Origin of the sequence: Streptomyces rapamycinicus NRRL 5491 (genome assembly GCF_024298965.1) — a bacterium.
Lineage (GTDB): Bacteria > Actinomycetota > Actinomycetes > Streptomycetales > Streptomycetaceae > Streptomyces > Streptomyces rapamycinicus.
This window is the reverse complement of sequence record NZ_CP085193.1, coordinates 2,510,098-2,531,565: the sequence shown is the minus strand read 5'-3', so window position 1 is coordinate 2,531,565 and position 21,468 is coordinate 2,510,098. Positions and strand designations below refer to the sequence as shown.

At 72.1% G+C, this 21,468-nt stretch carries 10 protein-coding genes; 1 reads left to right on the top strand and 9 read right to left on the bottom strand.

What is annotated here, in order from left to right:
* Positions 1-23 precede the first annotated feature (23 nt).
* The 7 genes from LIV37_RS09940 to LIV37_RS09910 all read right to left on the bottom strand — a co-directional run bounded on the left by LIV37_RS09940 (position 24) and on the right by LIV37_RS09910 (position 16,533).
* Entirely contained in the window at positions 24-6,395 is a 6,372-nt protein-coding gene (locus tag LIV37_RS09940) for a type I polyketide synthase (RefSeq protein ID WP_121825638.1), read from the bottom strand.
* Between the two features lie 160 nt (positions 6,396-6,555).
* Complete coding sequence (locus LIV37_RS09935; RefSeq protein ID WP_020866982.1) at positions 6,556-8,217, bottom strand: NAD(P)/FAD-dependent oxidoreductase; 1,662 nt, start codon at positions 8,215-8,217, stop codon at positions 6,556-6,558.
* 85 nt (positions 8,218-8,302) lie between these two features.
* Positions 8,303-11,110 (bottom strand): AAA family ATPase, encoded by a 2,808-nt coding sequence (locus tag LIV37_RS09930; RefSeq protein WP_020866981.1) that lies wholly within the window; start codon positions 11,108-11,110, stop codon positions 8,303-8,305.
* A 112-nt stretch (positions 11,111-11,222) separates the two neighbouring features.
* A complete protein-coding gene (locus tag LIV37_RS09925; protein ID WP_020866980.1) occupies positions 11,223-12,482 on the bottom strand; it encodes a cation:proton antiporter domain-containing protein in 1,260 nt (419 codons plus the stop codon).
* A gap of 39 nt (positions 12,483-12,521) precedes the next feature.
* Positions 12,522-13,805, bottom strand: coding sequence for an NAD(P)/FAD-dependent oxidoreductase (locus tag LIV37_RS09920; RefSeq protein WP_121825639.1), 1,284 nt, complete (start codon positions 13,803-13,805; stop codon positions 12,522-12,524).
* Positions 13,806-14,013: 208 nt separating this feature from the next.
* Entirely contained in the window at positions 14,014-14,646 is a 633-nt protein-coding gene (locus LIV37_RS09915; RefSeq protein ID WP_020866978.1) for an HhH-GDP family DNA glycosylase, read from the bottom strand.
* 63 nt (positions 14,647-14,709) lie between these two features.
* Complete coding sequence (locus LIV37_RS09910; protein ID WP_020866977.1) at positions 14,710-16,533, bottom strand: PucR family transcriptional regulator; 1,824 nt, start codon at positions 16,531-16,533, stop codon at positions 14,710-14,712.
* 700 nt (positions 16,534-17,233) lie between these two features.
* Between LIV37_RS09910 and LIV37_RS09905 the strand changes: the two genes are divergently transcribed.
* A complete protein-coding gene (locus LIV37_RS09905; RefSeq protein WP_020866975.1) occupies positions 17,234-19,540 on the top strand; it encodes a putative bifunctional diguanylate cyclase/phosphodiesterase in 2,307 nt (768 codons plus the stop codon).
* 70 nt (positions 19,541-19,610) lie between these two features.
* Here LIV37_RS09905 and LIV37_RS09900 read toward each other — a convergent pair whose 3' ends face one another.
* Both LIV37_RS09900 and LIV37_RS09895 read right to left on the bottom strand, forming a co-directional pair.
* A complete protein-coding gene (locus tag LIV37_RS09900) occupies positions 19,611-19,967 on the bottom strand; it encodes a DUF779 domain-containing protein (RefSeq protein WP_020866974.1) in 357 nt (118 codons plus the stop codon).
* 148 nt (positions 19,968-20,115) lie between these two features.
* Positions 20,116-21,318: a cytochrome P450 gene (locus tag LIV37_RS09895; RefSeq protein ID WP_020866973.1), complete on the bottom strand. Its 1,203-nt coding sequence runs from the start codon at positions 21,316-21,318 to the stop codon at positions 20,116-20,118.
* Between the last annotated feature and the right edge of the window lie 150 nt (positions 21,319-21,468).

The following is a 21,468-nucleotide window of genomic DNA, read 5'->3' as shown; positions in this document are numbered from 1 at the left end:
TACCAGGGCCTGAGCGGCCCGATTCAGCCGTCCCCGGCTGTGGTGGTCAGTTGCTCGGTCAGGGCCGCGGCCAGCGCCCTGGGGGTGCTGTGGGCCCACAGGAGGGTCGGGGAGAGCCGGAGACCGAAGGCCGTCTCCAGGCGATTGCGCAGTTCGAGACTCATCAGGGAGTCCAGGCCGAGGGCCTTGAACGGCGTCTCGTGCCCGATGCCGTCCGGCGCCATGCGCAGCACACGGCCCGCCAGTTCGCGGATCCTGCCCTCGACCAGCGGGGGCCGCTCCGCGGCCGCCGTGCGCGTCAGCAGGCCACGGAACTCCACGGCGTGCGCCTCATGGGCGCCGCCCTCGTGAGCCGCTTCCCGCAACCACTGCCAGCTGCCGCACGCGGCCGTCTCGGGATAGGCGTCGAACCACTGCCGGAGGTCGAGCGGCACATAGCCGGCTACCACGTCGCCCCGCCGGAGCATCCGCAGCAGCGCGGGCCAGGCCTCCACGGCGGGAAAGCCGCCCATGCCGCGCTCCGCCAGCCGCTCACCGCGCCGGGCGTCGTCGGCGGCGAGGCCGATGTCCGTGAACGGGCCCCATTGCACACTCAGGGCGGGGAGTCCGCGCAGCCGCCGGGACTCGGCGAAGGCGTCGAGGCCGGCGTTGGCCGCCGCGTACGCTGCCTGCCCGGCGTTGCCGAACAGAGCCGCGGCCGAGGAGAACAGCACGAAGCAGTCCAACGGATCAGCGGCGGTGACGGTCTCCAGGTTCCGGGCACCGGCCGCCTTGGGCCGTACGACGTCCGCGATCTGCTCCGGCGTCACGGTGCGGACCGTGGCGTCGTTCAACACACCGGCTGCATGGAACACCCCACGTACCGGCGGCAGGTGGGAGTGGACCGGGTCCAGCGCGGCCCTCAGCGCGGTCAGGTCGGTCACGTCACAGCGCACCGTCTCGATCACCGTGCCCGCGGCACGCAGCGTTGCCAGCCGGGCCGCGGTCGCGGGGTGCGGCGCCGAGCGGCCCAGCAGCACGAGCGCGCCGGCCCCGTGCTCGGCGAGGAACTCCGCCAGTGACAGCCCGAGCGCCCCCAAGCCCCCGCTGATCAGGTAGGTGCCGTCGGAGCGGAACCCGCCGTCGGGCAGCACCAGCGGCTCCACGCGCTCGACGCTTTCCGGGCCCGTCAGGACGCACGCCCGCGGATCGCGGCCCGCGGCGAGCTCCCGCAGCGCCTCCTCGGCCCTGTCGAAGGAGGACGTGCGGACGGCGACGGGCCGCAGCCTGCCCCCGGCCAGCAGGTCCCAAGCCGACTCCAGGGCCCGCGCCAGCCGTTCGGGCGCACGGCGCAGCAGCCCTGCCGCGTCCACCCCCGACACGCAGGCGCCCCGGGCGAGGGCGGCCGGGGCGAAGCCGCAGCCGTCTGCCCTGTCCCGGCCGTCGGCCGTCGGGCGCCCGACCGCGAGCAGTCGGCCGTCCTCGGCCAGCGCCGCGAGTCCGTGTTCCAGATCGGACCCGGTCGGTGGTGTGAGGATGACGTCCGCGCCGCGGCCACCGGTGGCCGCTCGCACGGCATCGATCCAGGACAGGTCCCGTGCGTCGTACACCTCCTCCACACCCAGCTCGCACAGGGCCGTGCGCTCGGCGGCATTCCGCGCGGTGGCGAGGACCCGGGCGCTCAGCGCCCGGGCGACCTGCGCCGCCGCCGGCCCCGTCGTCCCGCCCCCGCAGTGGATCAGCACCGTCTCCGACGCGTCGAGGCGGGCGAGGCCGGACAGGGCGCACCAGGCGGTGGCCAGGGCCAGCGGGAGGGCCGCGGCGTCCGGATCCGCCCACCCGGCGGGCACCGGCCGGGTGTGGTCGGCCCGCACGGTCACGTGGGTCGCGACCGTTCCGGTGGCCAGGGCCACTACCCGGTCTCCCGGTGCGGGGTTCGAGACGTCCGGGCCGACGGCCACGACCCGGCCCGCGCACGCGTGCCCGACGGGTCCCGCGCCGTCCGTACGCCCCGATGAAGCGGCCGCCGCCTCGGGGGGCTCGACCGCGGCGGCGGACACCTCGACCTCCACCTCACCGGGGCCCGGAGCGCGCCGCGTCAACGGTACGTACCGGGCGCCGCCGCCGGGCCCTGAGCCGCCGTACCGGAACGGCTGCGGGCAGGTGCGCTGTGCGGGCAGGGCGGCGAGCCGCTCCTCCGGTACGGCACCGCGGGCCAGCCGCGCCCCGAACCGCCGCCCGTGGCGCAGGACCACTTGGTCCTCGCCGTCGTCGGTGAGCAGCTCCGCGGCGCAGCGTTCGGCCCAGTCGGTCGCGTCGGCGGCCACGTCGACCACGCGGGGCGCAAGCTCGCCGTGTTCGCGTCGCAGGACCCGGGACCAGCCCCAGTAAAGGGCGGCGCCGGGATCGGGTATGTCCCCGGCGGACACCGCCTGGGCGCCCGCGGTCACCACCGCCAGCCGGGGCGGTTCGCCCCGTTCGGCGCAGCTCCGCACGACGTCGGCGAGCCGGCCGAGGCCGTGTTCCTGCGCCTCCGGTCCGGCCGCGGCTCGCGGGGCGAGGAAGACGACACCCTCGGCGGGCCGCACATCCCCCAGTGGATCTTCGCCGGCGCCGGTGGACACGGCGGCCTCGGCCCCCGCCGCCGACAGAGCCGCGGCCAGTGCCCGCTCGTCCGCGCCGTCGCCGCACACGATCCAGCGCATCGCCACCGCGGCGGAGGCGGCACGCGTCAGGGAGCCGGACGAATCGTCGGTGTCCTCGGCCAGGTCCAGCCAAGCGAGGTGGTGCAGCCGTCCGGAGTCCTCTTCCACGCCGTCGGCGGCCGGCAGCGGCTCCAGCCGGAGCCCCTCCAGCACCATCAGGGGCGCCTGCGCGGCGTCGAAGAGGCGCACGTCCACGCTTGCGTCCGCATGGCGCACGGCGTGTGACCACACGGTCGTCACCGGCTCCTCCGCCTCGCCCAGCAGCCGCACCCGGCGCACCGACGTGGGCACCAGCGCGGCCTGCCCGCCCACGTCCCCGCACAGGGCGAGCGCCACCTGCAGCGCGCCGTCCCACAGGGCCGGGTGCGGTTCGCGCGGCCGGCTGGTCTCCCGCAGGGCATCCGCCAGGACGACCTCGCCCAGGACCTGCCCCTCGGGCCCGGGGAACAGCCGTCGTACGCCCCGGAAGGCCGGACCATAGCCCAGCCCGCGCGCACTCCACCGGTGGTAGAACTCCTCGGGATCCGCGGGCTCCGCCACCGACGCCCACTCCGGAAACTCGGGAGCGGCCGACTCATCGGCCCACCGGTACGCCCGCGCCTCGGCGGCGACCTGCCAGGTGCTGTCGCCCTCGGGCAGCGCCAGCAGCCGGAAACGCCCTCCGTCGGCGATGTCCTCGCGCCATTCGACGGAGAGCCGGGCGGGTTGCTCGGACAGCGCCACCTCCTTGCGGAACGCGACATCCGTCAGCCGCAACGGTGCCGAACGACCGTGTGTCCGAACCGCGTTGACGGCGAGGGCCAGCATCGCAGCGCCCGGCAGCACGGCCGTGTCGTACACCCGGTGGTCGCCCAGCCAGGGCTGGTCCGTCAGGGACAGCTCCAGCGACGCGTGCCAGGTGCCCGCTGTCCCCGGCGCCGGGGACAGCGGCGCCGCGAAACCACGGGCCGCACCGGACCGACGGGGGCGGCGCGGGACCCAGTGGCTCTCCGGCCGCAGCGGGTAGCCGGGCACCGGTACGCACGCGTGCCGGGACAGGCCGCCGAACGGTTCGAGCCCGGCGACGTAACCGCGGGCGAGGGCCAGTGCGAGGGCCGCCTGATCGCCTTGGTGGCGGCGGATCGTGGTCAGCACGGCCGGGGGTTCGGGCCGCGGTGCGGCGAGTTGTTCGACGGCCGGGGCCAGCACTGGGTGTGGGCTGATCTCCACGACGTGGGTGACACCGTCGTCGAAGAGGGCGCTCATCGCATCGGCGAACAGCACCGGCCGGCGCAGGTTCTCCACCCAGTACGCGGCGTCCATCTCCGGGCCGTTCAGCATGCGGCCCCGCACCGTCGACAGCAGGCCGATGGCCCCGGGCCGTGGCCGGACCGAAGCGAGGGCCTGAAGCAGGTCCGTGCGCAGTTCGTCCATCTGCGGGCTGTGCGAGGCGTAGTCGACGTTCACCAGCCCGCAGTACGTGCCCTCCGCCTCCAACAGCTCCTTGAGCATCAGCACCGAGTCCTCGGCACCGGACAGCACACATGCCCTGGGCCCGTTGTGCACGGCGAGGGCCACGGTGTCCTCGAAGCCCTCCAGCGCCTCCAACGCGGCGTCCCGGTCCAGGTCGACCGCGAGCATCCGGCCCCGCCCCGAGGTGCGGCGGGCGATCGCGCTGCGGCGGGCCATCACGAGTGCGGCGTCCTCGTACGACAGGATGCCGGCGAGGGTGGCCGCGGTGATCTCGCCCTGGCTGTGGCCGAGGACGACGTCGGGCTCCACCCCGGCGGCCCGCCACAGCTCGGCGAGGCCCAGGGACATGGCCCACAGCGTGGGCTGGAGCATGTCGATGCGGGTCGTCCAGGTGTCGTCGGTACCTTCCTCGAAGACGGCGGTGAGGTCCCAGTCGATGTACGGCTCCAGAGCCTTGGCGCAGCGGCGGATCACCTCCGCGAACAGCGGGACGTCCCGGAACAGCTCGCGGCCCATGCCCTTCCACTGCGAACCCTGCCCGGGGAAGACGAAGGCGGTGCGGCCGTGCGGGCGGGCCCGCCCCACGACCGCGTCGGGCAACTCGGCCGCCTTCTCGGAGAGTTCCTCGCGGTCGGCCGCGGTGGCGACGGCGGACAGGGCCGTGCGCAGCCGGTCGGCCCCAGCGGCCGTCAGCGCGGCGCGGAGCGGGAAGTGGTCGCGGCGCCAGGCGAGGGTGCCGGCCAGGGCGCCGATCCCGTCGGAGGTCTCCGGGACACAGGTCGTCAGCTCCCGTGCCCGCTCGGCCAGGGCCGTCCGGTCCCGGGCCGACAACGGGACGAACACGGGCAGCTCCTCACCCGTCACCGCGCCGGTCGCCGCCGCGACCTCCGGCACGCCCTCTCCGGCTGCCTGGGGTCGGACCCGGTCCGTACGCACCCGGGGCGGGACCACCGTCTTGGCGGGTGGCTCCTCCGGCGGGCTCGCCACCACGACGTGGGCGTTGGTGCCGCCCCAGCCGAAGGAGTTGACACCGAGATACACGGGACCGGACGCGGGAAGCGTCACCGCTTCGCGCACCACCCGCACCCCCAGCTCGTCGAACGGGATGGCCGGGTTGAGTTCTTCGGCGTGCAGGCTTGGCGGCAGGGCGCGGTGGCGCAGCGCGAGGAGCAGCTTGATCAGGCCGGCCATGCCCGCGCCGGCCTCCAAGTGGCCGAGGTTGGTCTTGACCGACCCCACCATCAGCGGCTGGTCCCCCCGGCCTTGGCCCAGGACCCTGCCGAGCGCGGTGACCTCGATCGGGTCGCCGCGCCCGGTGCCGGTGCCGTGCGCCTCGACGTACGTCGGCGCGTTCGGCGGCAGGCGTCCGTCGCCGTACGCCTGGCGCAGCAGATCCTCCTGCCCCTCAGAGCTCGGTGTCACCAGGCTCTCGCCGCCCCCGTCGTTGTTGACGGCCGTGCGGACCACGACGCCGTGGATACGGTCGCCGTCCGCCAGTGCCCGGCGCAGCGTCTTCACATACAGCGCGGCGACCGTCTCGCCGCGTACGAAGCCGTTGGCCGACGCCGAGAAGGTCTTGCAGCGGCCGTCTGGTGACAGGGCGCCGAAGTGGGTCAGTCCCACCGTCACATGCGGGTCGAGCATGAGGTTGGTCGCCCCGACCACGGCGGCGTCGATTTCGCCCTGCCGCAGGGCCTGGGCAGCCAGGTGCAGGGCGACGAGCGAGGACGAGCAGCCGGTCTCCACGGTCATGCTGGGCCCGCGCAGACCGAAGACGTAGGAGAAGCGGGCGGCGATGACGTCGAGGGCGTTGCCCACCAGGCTGTGCGGGGTGGGACGGGCCCCCCGCTCCTCGCGCAGTAGTTCGTAGTCGTGCCAGGAGGCCCCGACGTACACGCCGGTGCGGGAGCCGACCAGGTCGGAGGCACGCTGCCCGGCGTCCTCCAGGGCGCGCCAGCCCACCTCCAGCAGCAGGCGCTGCTGCGGGTCGATGGCGGCCGCCTCACGAGGCGAGATGCCGAAGAACCCGGCGTCGAACCGGTCCACTCCGTCCAGGAATCCGCCGACCCCCTGGATCCGCCGCTCGGGATCGAGCTGTTCGGTGGCGTCCCAGCGGTCTGCCGGAACGGGGCCGATCGCATCGCCGCCGGACATCAGCAGCCGCCACAGACTCTCCGTGTCCGGCGCTCCGGGAAATCGTCCAGCAATTCCGACGACGGCAATGGGATCAGCGGGATCCCGCTCGAAATTCGCAGTCATTATCCGAGTCACTTCCTGCAGTCCGGAACTTCCAGCCGCACTATCGGAAATCTATGCGAACGTGACCACCTGACACAGCCCCCTTTTTTCTCGGATTCCGCGACGAAGCCCCTAGCGCAGGAATAGGGGGTGGTATCGGCGCCCCCGATCCGGAGAGTTTCTATCCGCCCAGAAGGCGCATCCGGACCAGCCCCTTGCTTGCGTTTATCATCCGCTGTCCGATTTCCTCGGGGGCATCCCTGCGGCACCACACCGCGTTCTTCGCCATCTTCCCCGGCGACATGTTGAAGCAGCGGGTGTCGCGCAGCCCGAGACGGAAGGACGGGGCGACGAAATCCGCTTCCCGGACGCACTCCAGAATGCGTCGGGCCGCCTCTCGCGGGGCGAGCGAGCCCTCGTCCACCTGAATGCACAGGTCACGCGTGAGGGCGCTCATCGCGTTGAACCCCTGGCTCACCGGAAGCGGGGAGCCGGGGTGTGCGGAGTCCTCCAGCTCCCGGAAGACCTCGGTGTCCCCGCTGCGCGTGAAGCGGTGGTAGGCGTCCTCCAGCATGACGTTGCCCAGCATCGTGCCGAGCATCCAGGTGCGGTTCACCGCGTTCCACAGCTCGTAGTCGCCGAAGCCCACGAACGAGCTGAACACCAGGTCGTCGTGGAAGTCGAAGAGGCCCTGCTGGAGCGTCTCCAGATAGCTGAAGCGCTCGGTCGACCAGTCGCCGTCGCGGGCGGCGGCGATCAGTCGCCAGCCCAGGGCGTTGACGAGTTCCAGGGTGTTGGTCAGCCCGCGCGAGTACAGCGCGTCGATGAACCCGGCCGCGTGCGAGGTGAGGCAGAAGCGGTCGCCGACCACCTGCTTGGCCGAGTACTGCAGCCGCCCGGTGGACACCCAGGGGCGCACCGGCCGGGCGTCCTGGAACTGCCAGGCGATCTGCGGGAACCGGCGCAGGAACGCGTCGAACTCGGCCTGCGGAGGTGTGTCCTCCTTGGGGAGGACCCGGGGATCCAGCGTCAGCCCCACGCTGCACAGCGGGTTGAGGGAGTCCGCGTGGTTGTCGAACGGGATCACCCACAGCCAGCCACCGTCGAAGACGTGGTGCAAGGTGCCGTGGTGCCAGGGGTTGGGCTGATCGTGTTCCCGCGCGGCCGGCGCCTGGTCGAAGGGACGCACCCCGATCATATGGGTGAACAGGGATCGGGAGTGGGTGCGGGCCCGGGTCGTCGTCTCCCGCAGCGCGAACTTCTCCGCCAGCGGCGAGCGGAACCCGCTTCCGTCCACGATGTAGCTCGCCCGGAACTCCCGGCCGTGCTCGGTGCGCAGCACCGCGCCCGATGCCGGGTCGATGTCCACGTCCGTGATCCGGGTGTTCAGCAGCGGCTCAGCGCCGTACTTGACCGCGGTGTGGAACAGGTACGAGTCCACGTCCTGCCGGAACAGGTGGGTCTCGGTGCGGATGGCAGAGGGGACCACCAACTGGTTGATCTCCCGCGGGTTCTGCGGGGTGCCCGCGCGGTGGTACACGAAGCCGAAGTTCTGCTTCTGGCCGCAGTAGCGCGACACCTGTCGGCTGATCCCCTTGTGACTGGACAGCGGCTTGAGCTCGGGCACCCGGTAGCGGTCGGCGATGATCCGGGTCATGCCCGAGGTGTACGGAATGGTCGACTCGCCCACGGCGAACCGCGGATGGGTGCCGGCGTCCAGCAGCAGCACCCGGACACCGTTGCGGGCCAGCACCGCGCCCAGCATTCCGCCGGCCATGCCGCTGCCGAGTATCGCCACGTCGTAAGTGTCCGCGCGTCCCTGCGCGCCGCGACTGTTCTGCATGGCCTCGCCTTTCTGCTGTGGCTGTGGGATGTGGCTGTGGGAGAAGGGACGATCGAGAGGGACACGGTCCCCGGGGCCGGGCACGTCACCCGTCCACCGGTATGCCGTGGGCCGGCAGCTCCTGCCGGGTGCGCACCCCGAGCTTCCGGAACACGCGGGTCAGATGCTGCTCGACAGTGCTCGGGGTCACCGCCAGCCGTCGGGCGATCTCCCGGTTGGTGTGCCCCTTGGCGGCCAGCACCGCGACGCGGCGCTCGGCCCCGCTGAGCACGTCCAGCCCGGTGAGGTGTGCTGTCCAGGGGCCGCTCCACGGCGCTGCTTCGCCCTGTGCCGCCAGCGCCCGCACCAGGGGCAGGGCTCCGGCGGCCTTGGCCAGTCGGACGGCGGTGCGCAGTTCCTGCCGGGCCCGCGCCGGGTGCTCGGCCGACACCAGGGCGTGTGCCAGTTCCGCCTGGGCACCGGCCAGTTCCAGCCGGTCACCGCAGCCGCGCAGCAGCGTGACGGCCTCGGTCAGCAGCTCCACCCGCGCGTCGACCGGTCCGCAGACGGCCACCGTGCGCAATGCGATCCCGCGCGCCCGCGACGGCCGTTCGCCCACCAGGGCGAGCTCCTGCCGGGCCAGTTCGCAGGCCCGCTGCGGGTCGCCCACGGCCAGGTGTGCACGGGCCGACTCAGAGCGCCAGGGCACCAGGGTCGGCTGATCGAAACCCCACGCCCGCATCAGGTCTCCGCAGGCGGTGAAGTCGTCCAGGGCAGCGTACGGGCGCCCGGTCTCCAGGTGGTAGCGGCCCCGCGCGTGCAGGAAGTACAGGCCGAACCGGCTCCGGAACAGCCCCGCGGGCACCGGCACCTCCAGGTACTCCGACGCGGCATCGTAGTCCCCGGTCCGCGTGGCCGCCTGCACCAGATTGGCCAGCGGCCCTCCGATGCACACCCCCCAGCTCTCCGCCGGCACCTGCGCCAGCGCGGCCTGCGCCAGCCGGCGCGCCTCCACCGGAGCCCCCTGGCGCAGCGCCACCCGCGCCCGCAGCGACGCGAACTCCGCCTCCCACAACGGCACCCGGCGGGTACGGGCCTGCTCCAGCCAGTGGTCGCACCAGGTGGCCGCCGCCTCCAGCCGATCGGCGAACTCCAGCACCGAGGTGGCGCAGACGATCCACTCCTGAGTGCCCTTGCTCAGCCGCATCGCCCGCATCGCGGCTTCCGCGTCGGCGACCGCCTCGTCGTCCGGTCCGTGAGTGAGGACGTAGGACAGCGCCGCCGCCCCCAGCACCCGCGGATCCTCCCCCGCACGGGCCCGCGGCCACGGTGCGTCGGTGCGGCCGGACGGTCGGCGCACCGAGGCCGGATAGGTCGCCGACAGCAGCTCGCGCGTCGCCCGGATCTCCGCCGCGGCCGCCGGGTCGGACTCCGGTCGCCCCTCCCCGATGCGGTCCACGGCCTCCAGCGCTTCGTCGAAACGGCCGTGCCACAGCAGGAACTTGGCCAGGGTGAGCGCGTGCCGGTCCGGCAGCCGCCCGTCGTGGAGCGCGGTGGCCAGTTCGCCCAGATGGCGTGCGCTGATGGAGGGGTTGAGCATCCAAGCCGTACTGGCGAACAGGGCCTTGAGACTCATCCGGTCTCCGTCGTCGTCGCACACCCGCAGCGCCGCCTCCAGGCAGACCTGCGCGTCCGAGATCCGGTTGCCCGTCAGATGCCGGTCCGCCGCCTCGCGCAGCACGCCGCACGCCCACGGCCGCCCCCGGCCCTCGGAGGCGATCAGCAGACGGGCCACGGTCGTCGCGGGCGCTCCGTCCTGATACAGCAATTCGGCGGCGCGCGCGTGCAACTCGGCCCGCCGCCGCGGCGCCACACTCTCCAGCACCGCCGTCCGTGCGACCGGGTGCAGCCGCCCGGAGTCCAGCAGCCCGGCGGCCTCCAGGGCGAGCACGCCCCGGCTCATCGTGGCCTCGCCCTCCTCCAGCAGCCGGGCCAGCAGCGACGGTTGGGGGTCCGCGTCGAGCACGGCCAGGGCCTGGGCCAGCCGCAGCAGCACGGGGCGACCGCGGTGGATGCAGCTCAGCACGGCCTCGGCGTAGGCCTCACCGACCATGAGCCGAGGCCGGGACCCCTCGGCCGGCTCGCCCGTCCGTCGGCAGTCCTCCACCAACGCCCGCACCAGCAGCGGATTGCCGCCGCTGACCGCATGGCAGGCAGCGGCCGGCGTCCGGTCCGCCGGCGCTCCCAGCTGATCGGCGATCATCTCGGCAACGCCCGCCGGGGACAGCCGGGACGGGGAGAGCCGGCGGTACCCGGGCCGGGACAGCAACTCGGCGTGCAGCTGAGGATGGGCGGGCTTGGACAGAGTGCACTCCGCCACCACGACGACGATCGGCGCCGAAGGCGCACGGCGCAGCAGTTGCAGCAGCCAGTACAGCGACAGGGAGTCGGTGAACTGCACGTCGTCGACACACAGCAGGACCGGCACACGCGCGGCCGCGCCGATGACCGCCAGACACAATCGGTGCAGGGCGCCCGTGGTGGCCGCGTCCAGGGTCTGCTGCCCGAACCCCGCGGTCGTCCCCGTGCCGTCTGCGGCATCGGGCCCGTCGTGCCTGCGGGTGACGCGGTCCAGCAGCGCGGTGAGTTCCTCGCGTTCGCCGAGAGGTCCCTCCGCGCCGCGCAGTAGTTGGAACAGGACACTGCCCGGCGACTCGCGCTCGGCCCAGGAGCCGACCGCGCTCAGGACCAGAAAGCCCTCCCGGTTCGCCGCGTCGCGTATGGCCGACATCAGCTCTGTTTTGCCGCATCCGATGCCACCGCTGATCACGGCGGCTCCGCCGCGGCCCGGCGCGCACTTCCCGAGCAGTTCCAAGAGCTGAGCGAGCTCCGCCGCCCGCTCCACCAACCGCATCGTCTCGGCTCACTTCCTGCGCCATCTGCGCGTCATGGGGGGCCGTCAGTGCGTGTCTTCGGGCTCGGGCCGACGGGTGGCAACGGTGCGTCGCGGCCGACTCGAAGACCTCCTAGACCGAGGACGCACGGGCGGGATCCGGCTCGCGGCTCGCCGCGGGCCGTCCCACCTCCACGGGTTCGGCGTAGACGCGGGACAGCACGGGACCCGTCATGGCGGTGGTGACCACGGCCATCACGACCATGAGCGAGTACAAGGTGCCGTCCAGCAGCTTCAGCCGCAGCCCGATGCCGAGGATCACCAGCTCCGTCAGGCCGCGGGTGTTCATCAGCGCACCGAGAGCCGCCGCGGGCCGCGTCGGCAGCCCCTGGGAGCGGGCGGCGACGAAGGTGCCGCCGAACTTCCCCACCACGGCCACCAGCAGGATCGCCCCCAGCTGCAGCAGCTCTGCCCCGCGCAGCCGGCTGAGGTCGACCTGCAGCCCGGCCACCACGAAGTAGACGGGCAGCAGCAGGGTCGTGATCCGCCCCGTGTGGTCGAGCAGTTCGGCGCGCAGCCCGGCCGTGTCCTGCCGCGGTATCAGCAGGCCGAACAGGAAGGCGCCGAAGATGAAGTGCATCCCCATCGCCTCGGTCGCCGTCGCCGACATCAGCGTCCCGATCAGCACGATCGCGGTGGCGGGGGCGGTCACCCGGACGGCCGTGCCGCCCCGCAGCAGTGCCCGGCCCAGCAGGGGCCGCACCGCCAACAGCATCAGCGCCACATACGGCACGATCAACGCCACCCGCCAGTGATGCCCGCCGCCCCCGGCAGCCGCTTGCACACCGGCCAGCGCCACCCAGGCCACCACATCCACGATGGCGGCCGCCGCCAGCGCGATCCCGCCCAGCGCGGTGGCGGACAGCCCCCGGTCGGCCAGGATGCGGGCGAGGACGGGAAACGCCGTCACCGACACCGAAAGACCGATGAACACCACGAACGCCGTCGGCTGTGCGGAATCGTGCTCGTGCAGCAGCCACACGGCCAGGCCGGTGCCCAGCAGGAACGGAACAACCGTGGACCCGAAGGCCGACACGGCCGTCACCCGTCCCTGCCCGCGCAATGACGCGGTGTCGATCTCCAGTCCCACCATGAACATGAAGAGGGCGACACCCACGTCCGCCATGCCGGTCAGCGGCATGCGGACGTCGGTGGGGAACAAGGTGCTGGCGACCGCGCCGTCGAACAGCGTGGGGCCGAGCAGCACTCCCGCCAGTATCTCGCCGACGACCGGCGGCTGGCCCACCCGGGCGAGAAGCCAGCCGAGGCCACGGGCCAGTAGCAGGATCAAAGCGAGGTCCGCGAACAGCAGCTGCAGCTGATGACTAGTCATGTCCAGGTCGTCCGGTTCGCCGCTCCTCCCGACCGCGGATCAGGCGTGCGGGGTACCGGAGGCGGGTGCCGCCGCGTCCGCGATCAGGTCGTCGAGGCTGATGTGGAACAGCGGGTGCCGGCCACTGAGCCCGGAGATCAGGGTCACGAAGTCCGCGGACGGCTCGTTCTTGCGCTCGGGGTCGACCATTTCCTGGGCGAGGCTGTAGTAGAACTCCTTGTATTTCGACTGGTCGTAGAAGCGCTCCACGAACGTCCGGATCTCATCGAAGAACCCGGAGTAGGCGGTGGCGTACCGGTCCAGCGCCTTCTCCTCGATCCGCGGGTGCTCGACGATCCGGTCGACGATCTTGGCCAGGGTGCTGCCGGCGAGAGTGGCGAGCGCGACTCCGGTGGAGAACAGCGGATCGACGAAGGCCGCGGCATCCCCGACCAGCACCCAGCCGTCGCCGTAGAAGCGATTGCTGTGGTACGACCAGTCGCGCGCCGTGCGGAATCCCGCGGACTGCCGGGCGCCGGCCAGCATCTTCTTGAGCTTCGTAGTGCGCTGCCGCTCGGTGTGGAACAAGTCCTCCAGCGAGTGGCCGTTTTCCCCGGCGGTGGCCGAGCGCGTCACATAGCCGACGCTGATCGTGCCCTTGTCGATGGGTATGGCCCAGAACCAGCCGCCGTCCAGCCCCTCGATCAGGATGTTGGTGTACTCGTCGCCGGGCAGTCGCTCGCAGTTGTCGAAGTACGTCCACACCGCGACATTGCGCAGCTCGTCGTGCCATTCGACCTCGGTGAGCCGGCGCCCGAGCACACGTGCCTGCCCCGAGGCGTCGACGACCAGCCGGGCCCGCACCTCGTGCAGCCCGTCCAGGCCGCGCAGCGAGAAGCGGACCCCGCTGATCCGGCCGTCCACCTCGACGGGCTCCTTGACGGTGGCGTCCTCGATCACGAAGGCTCCGAGCTCCCTGGCCCGGTCCAGGATCAGCGCGTCCAGGTCGGCACGCCGCGTGTGGAAGGCGTATTCGTGCGCACCGCCTTCGATGAACGAGAAATTCCAGGGCACCTGCTTGTTTCCCCAGACCAGGGTGCCTCCGTACTTCCTCTCGAATCCCCGCGCGTCCATGCGCTCGGTTATCCCCATTTCCTGCATGGGGCGCATGAATGCGGGAATGAGGGATTCCCCGACGTGATAGCGGGGGAAGCGCTCCCGATCCAGGATGAGGACACGACGACCGCGTTTCGCGAGAAGCCCGGCGGTGGTCGCTCCGGCTGGCCCACCGCCGATGACAATGACGTCGTACTCGTCAGGGACCCCGAAAAGAGCGGACGACATGCTGGGACCTCCCCTAGTGGCCTTATGGTCGCGTTCGGAGGCCGGAAAGCCTGTGCGACGCTGTCCGACCGGAACGCGCGGCCAGTTTGCAGGACCACCTCTGCAAGGGCTCTACATGTTGTCTGGACCCTTCCTGGCGACACGGCTCGTCACCGGGAAACACGACATCCGCTGATCGCCCCGGACCTTCCCCGGCCGTCGCGTCCGGTCACGCCGCCGCGCGCACCTCCCGCGCGGCGTCCGCGTGGAGCGCGACCCGGACCAGGGCGGCGGCCAGCCGGGGAAGGTCCTTCTCGGCCACCAGCCCCGCCAGCGACCGCGCGCTCTTCGGCAGCCCGACCCGCTCGGCGCCGTCCAGCGCCTTGCTGTCGAAGTACGGGGCGAACTCGGGCCAGACGCCCTGCACCTCGCGCAGGAAGATGTGCACCCCGGCCGGCCCGATGCCCTTGACCCCCTGCAGCAGCTTCTTCACGTCCCCGGCCTCGCGCATCCGCCGCAGATCGCCCCCGTACTCCCGGTTCACCAGCTCGGCCGCCTCGCCCAGCTGGCTGGAGGTCCGCTCGTCGTAACGCCGGTAGCCGCCCTCGCCCAGCGCGTCCACCCGCTGCTGCCAGGTGGCCTCCGCCATCCGCCGCGGATCGCGCATCCCGGCGTCGAACAGGGCGCGGGCGGCGGCGACGGCGATGTCGGAACTGATCCGCGCGGACAGCAGATGCGCGAGCACCAGCAACTGGTAGAGCGGGCCGGGGGTGTCGCGCAGCTTGATCCCGGCCTCGGCGGCGAAGGTCGTGCCCTGCTGGTCGAGCAGAGCGCGCGCCACACTCTTGTCCTTGTCGCTCATTGCCCATCCCGCCTCGTGGTGTGGTGCCGTTGCGTCGGTCACGAGTGCCCGGCGACGCCCCGCTCACTCGGGGCCGCTCCGCAAGATCTTCCAAATTCGGGTGGCGACCTGGAGGTTGAGCCTGCTGTCCACCTCCGCCAGATCGCATCCGCCGATCTCACGGATGCGCTGGAGCCGGTACCGCAGCGTCGATCGGTGGATCACCAGCGCCGCGGCCGTCTCGCTGTAGTTGCCGCCGCGGTCGAAGTACTCGCAGAGGGTCTCCACCAGGTCCGTGTGGTGCCGGGCGTCGTAGTCCAGCAGCGGGCCCAGCCACTCCCGGACGAACCGCTCGACCTCCCGGTGGTCGTCCCCGGTGGGCAGGATCCGGTAAAGACCCAGCTCGTCGTAGCACGTCATGCCGTACGGGCGGTGCGAACGGCGGCGCACCTCCAGCGCCCGCAGCGCCTCCCGGTACGAGCGGGGCACCTCGTGCGGGGAGCCGCAGGACGCGCCCACCCCGATCGCCCCGCCGCCGGTGCCGAGCTCACGGCTCAGCGCCGAATGCAGCGACCGCCCGCCCGGTGCGCCCTGGGCCACCAGGACCGCGGTGTCCGCGCGCAGGGCGGGCAGGATCCGCAGGCCGAGACCGGTGGCCGCCCGGCTCACCGCCTTGAGGAAGACATCGTCGGCCGGGCGGTCGGTCCAGCGCACCACGATCACATGGTGCGGACCGTGCAGATCGTGGCCGACCGCCTCCGCGCGGGCGTACGCACTGGTGTCGCCTGCCGCACTGCCGTCGTCCGCCGCACGGGTGTCGCCCGCGCCCGAGAGCAGATCGTCCACCAGCTCCCGCCGCAGCCGCAGCTCCACCTCGGCCAGCTCGCGCACATGGGCCAGCTCCAGGCCCAGCGAGGTCGCGGCGTGGTCCAGCGCGCGAACGGCCCGGTCATCGGCCCTGCCCTCCGGATCCACCAGGGACAGCGCGCCCAGCACCTCACCGCGCGGATCGGCCACCGCGACCAGCCGGTCCCGCACCCGCACCGGACGCGGCCGGCGGGCGGCCTCCCGCAGCAGCTCCTCGCGCCGCTCCGGATCGGGCTTGGGGTAGGGGTCGGGGCGACCCGGCCCCGCCCAGGCCCTGAGGTTGCCGAACCGGTCCTCGGCCGCGGCCGCGAGCCCGGTGATCCGGTGCAGCGTCCGGACGATCCCGTCCTCGCCGTCGCCACGGGCCGCCGAGCGGGCCAGGGCGTCATGCACCTCCCGCAGATGGCAGAGGTCGGTCAGCGAGGAGTCCAGCCGCCGCCGTATCGCCTCCCGCTCGTCCCACGCCCGGCGCAGCTCCAGGGCCTGGTCGCGGGCGCGGCGGTGCGCGGCGGCGGTGGACAGCGCCGCGGCCGTCTGCCGTACGAGCAGCGTGAGCAGCAGCCGTTCGTCCTCGCCGGGCCGGTCGCGGTAGCTCACCACCAGGGCGCCGTACAGCCCGTCCGGCGCATGCGGCTTGTGGGGCCGGTCTGGTTCATGTGGCCCGGCTAGGCCATCCCGCTCATGTGGCCCAGGTAGGCCGTCCCGCTCATGCGGCCCGCGCAGGCCGTCCCGTTCGCGCAGTCCGAAGGCCCAGCCCCAGGCCCGCCGGGGGAACCGCACCGGCCCGTCCCGTCCGGCCAGCTCCCTCACCTGTGTGTCCAGGGCCTCGGTGGCCCGCTGACCGTCGTACGGACAGCGGACCAGGCGCTCGCCGAGCCGTAGGTAGCCCGCCTCGGCGCGGCCGGTGCCGACCGCGCCGACCTGGGCCATCGCCCGGCGCAGTATCCCCGCCTCGTCCTCGCCGTCGATCCTGTCGAAGCCGGTGAACAGGGTCAGACAGCGTCGCAGCAGCAGATCCTGGGCGACACCTGGTGGGGCCATGCGGTCACTCCGTGCGTCCTTATGCGTCCCGTGCGTCGTCGTGCCTCCTTGTGGGGCCTCCTTGGGGGCGCCTCCTTGTGGAGATCCGGCGGCCGAGTACCCCTATTCATGGCAATTCACCGCATGAGGGCGAAAAGGCTGCACGGATTTCGATCCGTGGGGCGCGGGGAGCGGGTGTACGGCCGGGTCTCCACTGCCTCGGCCGCGGAGATCCCGGTGTGACGTTCAAGCGCGGCGGACGTGATGGATTTCCTAATTCGACTGCTCACGCCGGGGGTTGGCGCACCACCAGAACGGGTCTCCCGAACGGGTTTCGCCGAGGCGCTTTCAAAGGCCCGCCCTGTGGAGGGCCGAGGTCAGCGCGGGGTTCGGGCCGCTGGCAGATGCCCCTGACAGGTGCTTGACAGCCCCCGGCGGCGCCCGTCTCCATGATCGGATCCGGATTGAACTTTTCCGTTTTTCCTTTCCTCATCGAACGGTTGATCAGTAATCTCGCCTCAGCAGCGGGTTGCCGTGCCGCTCTTCGTCGTGCTCCACTTCCCCGAGGACGCGGACGACCCGAGGGCGGCCCCGGAAGCCGGAAGAGGGCGAAGGAAGTGCAGGACGTGGACTGGCGGCCGGAGGACATCGACGCCACAGGCGAGGACGCGGCAGGCTACAGGGACACAGCCCATGGCGACTGCCCCGGGGAGCGCACGATATGACTTCCGAATCGGGCGGGCCGAGATGTGACCGCGGCGCCGGGGACGCCGCCGGACACCCCGCCCCCAGGGAGAACGATCCGCTGAGGCGATTCGCGGGCATCTGGTGCCGGGCCGTCCACCCACTGGCCGCCACCACGATGACCGCCGAGGAGTTCGAGGGCTATCTGCTGCCGCTGGCCCACCGGTTGAGCGCCGCCCTGCGCTCCTCCCCCTTCGACACCGAGGCCGCGTACGAGGTCGGGGCCGCGCTGGTGGACGCCCAGTGCACCGAGCCCGACGCGCTGCCCGCCATCCTGGGCGTCATCGACGCGCATCTGGTGTCCTGCTCGCCGCCCGGAGTGACCTTCTCCCCGCCGTCCGGTGAATCGTTCCCAGGCCCGTCCGACGAGCCTTCTCACGAGCCTCTGGCCGACGAGCCTTCCCACGAGTCCCTGGCCGATGGGCCTTCCCACGAGTCCCTGGCCGACGAGGAGGCGCGGGCCCGCTGTGTGCGGCTGCAGCACGCCCTCGCCGCCGGATTCGTCCGCGAGTTGCGCGAGCGTGAGCGCGATGAGCAGGAGGCCATCTCGCGTGCCGCGATGGCCGCCCGTACCGAGGCGGAGAAGGCGCTGCACGCCAGCGAGGCCAAGTTCCAGGCCGTCTTCGAGGGCGCGGTCATCGGCGTGGGCATCGCCGGACTCGACGGCGAGGTGCTCGTCGTCAACGACGCCATGGCCAGGATGTTCGGCGGGATGGACTTCTTCCGCCCCGGCCGCAACGTCACCGAGTTCGTCCACCCCGACGACGTCCCCGGCGCCCATGAGCTCTACCGCGAACTGGTCAACGGGGAGCGCGACCACTTCCGCATCGAGAAGCCGCACTACCGCGACGACGGCAGCGAGCTGTGGACCAATCTGACGGTCACCCTGCTGCGCGACTCCAGCGGCGCCCCGCAGTACCAGCTCGCCCTCGCCGAGGACATCACCGAGCACCGGCTGCTCCGGGAGCGGCTGCGCTACGAGGCCACCCACGACGAGCTGACCGGACTGCCCAACCGCACCCTGTTCCTGGAGCGGCTGGACCAGGTGCTGGCCGCCGACGCCGACGCCGAGCGGTTCGGCGTGTGCTACCTGGACCTGGACGGCTTCAAGGCCGTCAACGACAGCCTCGGGCACGTCGTCGGCGACCGGATGCTCAAGACCGTGGCCGAACGCCTCCAGCGCTGTGTGAAGGCTCCCGCCGAACTGCTCGCCCGGGTCGGCGGCGATGAGTTCCTCGCCCTGGTCACCGGCCCCGCGGCACAGGCCGACGGCGCCGGGCTGGCCCGCCGGATGCTCGCCGCGCTCGCCGAACCCGTCCGGATCGAGGGCCGTGAGCTGCGGGTACGGGCCAGTATCGGCGTGGTCGACGGCCGGGCCGGGGAGATCGGCCGGGCCGAGGTGCTGCGCAGCGCCGACATCACCATGTACCGGGCCAAGGCCGCGGGCGGCAACCGCTTCGAGATCGCCGACGCCGACTCCAACGCCCGGGTGATCGCCCGCCACAGCCTCACCAACGGGCTGCCCTCCGCCCTGGAGAAGGGCGAGTTCTTCATCGAGTACCAGCCGCTGGTACGGCTCACCGACGGCACCGTGCGCGGCGCCGAGGCGCTCGTACGCTGGCTGCACCCGCTGCACGGAGTGCTCGGCCCCGATCAGTTCATCCCGCTCGCCGAGGACACCGGGCTGATCGTCCCGCTCGGTCGCTGGGTCCTGGAACAGGCGGCCCGGCAGGCGCGTGAGTGGCGCGACGCCGCCGAGGACGACGAGTCGCTGCGCGTCAACGTCAATCTCTCGCCGTGCCAGCTGAGCCATCCCACGCTGGTCTCCGACACGGTGGCGGTCCTGGAGAACGCGGGGCTGTGCCCCAGCGCGCTGTGCCTGGAGGTCACCGAGAACGACCTCATCGGCGCCGACGAGACCGCCCTCCGGCCGCTGCGGCAACTCGCCGACCTCGGCGTGGACATCGCCCTGGACGACTTCGGCACCGGCTACTCCAACCTGTCGTATCTGCGCCGGCTCCCGGTCTCCCAGCTCAAGCTGGACCGTTCCTTCACCCGGGGCATGCAGCGGGCCCCGGCCGATCCGGTCGACGTCAAGATCGTCGAGGGGATCGTCTCGCTCGCGCACACGCTGGACCTCGCGGTGACGGTCGAGGGCGTGGAGACGGCCGTACAGGCCGAGCATCTGCGGGGGCTGGGCTGCGACACCGCGCAGGGCTGGTACTACGCACGGCCGGGCCCGCCCGAGCGGCTGCACACTCTGGCGCTGGCCGACGCGAGCTGAGTGCCCGGTCGGCCGAGGGCGCAAGGAGGAGGTGGTGTTCCCCTCGCGCCGGTCCGGCGGTGCGCCGTGCTCAACTCGCCGTGTCGTCCAGCAGCCGTGAGCGGATCAGGAAGCGCACGCCCTCCGGCGCCTCCAGGGAGAAGCCGCTGCCGCGGCCCGGCACCACGTCCACCGTGAGATGCGTATGGGCCCACAGCTCGAACTGCGAGGCCGACATCCAGAAGCCCACCGGCTCCTCGACCCCGTCCACCTCCAGCTCCCCGAGCAGTACGTCCGATCCACCCGTACGGAACTCGCCGAGCGGATAGCACATCGGCGCGCTGCCGTCGCAGCAGCCGCCCGACTGGTGGAACATCAGCGGCCCGTGATCCGCCCGCAGCTTGCGGATCAGCTCGGCCGCGGCCGGTGTCAGCGCGATACGGTCCATGGGCGATCCCTCTCCGTCATGCTGGTCATGCTCACCGAGCCGTCAGAGGTCCGGCCCAGCGAACCCTCCGCCACGTTGCGAGAACGTTGCCCTCACCACGCTTCCCCGACCACGCTCCCCTCACCACGTTGCCATCACGGCGTTGCCCTCACCACGTCACCGGCAGCTCGCGCAGCCCATAGGTGTTCTTGTCCGTACGGACATGGATTTCGTCGAACGGAACGGCCGGCCGCAGGGTGGGGAACCGGTCGAAGAGTCTGGCGTACGAGCAGCGCATCAGCGAGCGGGCGAGTTGCTGCCCCAGGCACTGGTGAATGCCGTAGCCGAACGCGGCGTGGTGGGCCGCCGGGCGGGTGACGTCCAGCGTGTCGGGCGCCGTGAAGTGCTCCGGATCGCGGTTGACCGCGGGCAGCGCGAGGGTGACCGAGTCCCCGGCCCTGATCAGGTCGTCGCCGACCTGGACGTCCTCCAGGGCGGTGCGGATGGGCCCGAAGTGGGTGACGGTGACATACCGCAGCAACTCCTCCACGGCGGAGTCCAGCACGGCCGGGTCGGCCCGCAGCGCGTCCAGCTGCCCGGCGTTCCGCATCAGCGCGAGGGCGCCGAGGGCCAAGGTGTTGCCGGTCGACTCGAAGCCGGCGGTGAGGATGACCATGCCGATCGTCGCGGCCTCGTCCTCCGGCAGATCGGGCTCGGCGGCCAGATGCCCCAGCAGATCCTCCGCCGTCCCGGTCTTCTTCTGCCTGATCAGCTCGCGGAACCGCTCGTGGATCGTCTGCGTGGCGCGGGTGATCTCCTCGGCGCCGGAGTCGAGTTCGAACAGCGCCGCCGATTCCTTCCGGAACCGCTCACGGGCCTCGTCCGGTACGCCCAGCAACTCCGTGAGGAGGTCGAGTGACATCGGCATGGCGAAGTCGGCCACGAGGTCGGCCGGTGGCCCCTGCCGCTCCATCGCCGCCAGCCGCCCGTCGGCCAACTGCTCGATCCTCGGGACCAGCCGGTCCATGCGGCGCACGGTGAAGTGGCGGGTGAGCAGCCGACGGTAGCGCGTGTGCTCGGGCGGGTCCATGCGATGGAAGACACCGGGCGGCACCGCACGCCGCGACTGCTCGGCCTCGGAGGAAATCGCCACCGGCATACGGGCCAGGTCGGCCCGGTTGCTGAATCGGCTGTCGCCGAGCACCAGCCGAGCGGCCGAATATCCGGTGACCAGCCATCCCAGATGGCCGTCGGAATAGCGCATACGGCTCAACGGGCCCTGTTCGCTGAGGAGCAGGAGTTCGCTGGGCAGTTCGAACGGACACCGACGCGTGGTGGGCACACCGGTGGGAATCGGAAGAGCGTCCGTCATCGTATCTTCCTCTATGTCCGGATCACGAGTCTTCGTGACCTTGTTCGCGGGAAGGGAATTTTCTGAGTGGCAGGATGGTGCCATTCGGCCCCCCAGGCCTGTCCACGGCTCTTGTAGCGATATAGCGGCGGGGTTAGACTCCCGATGCAA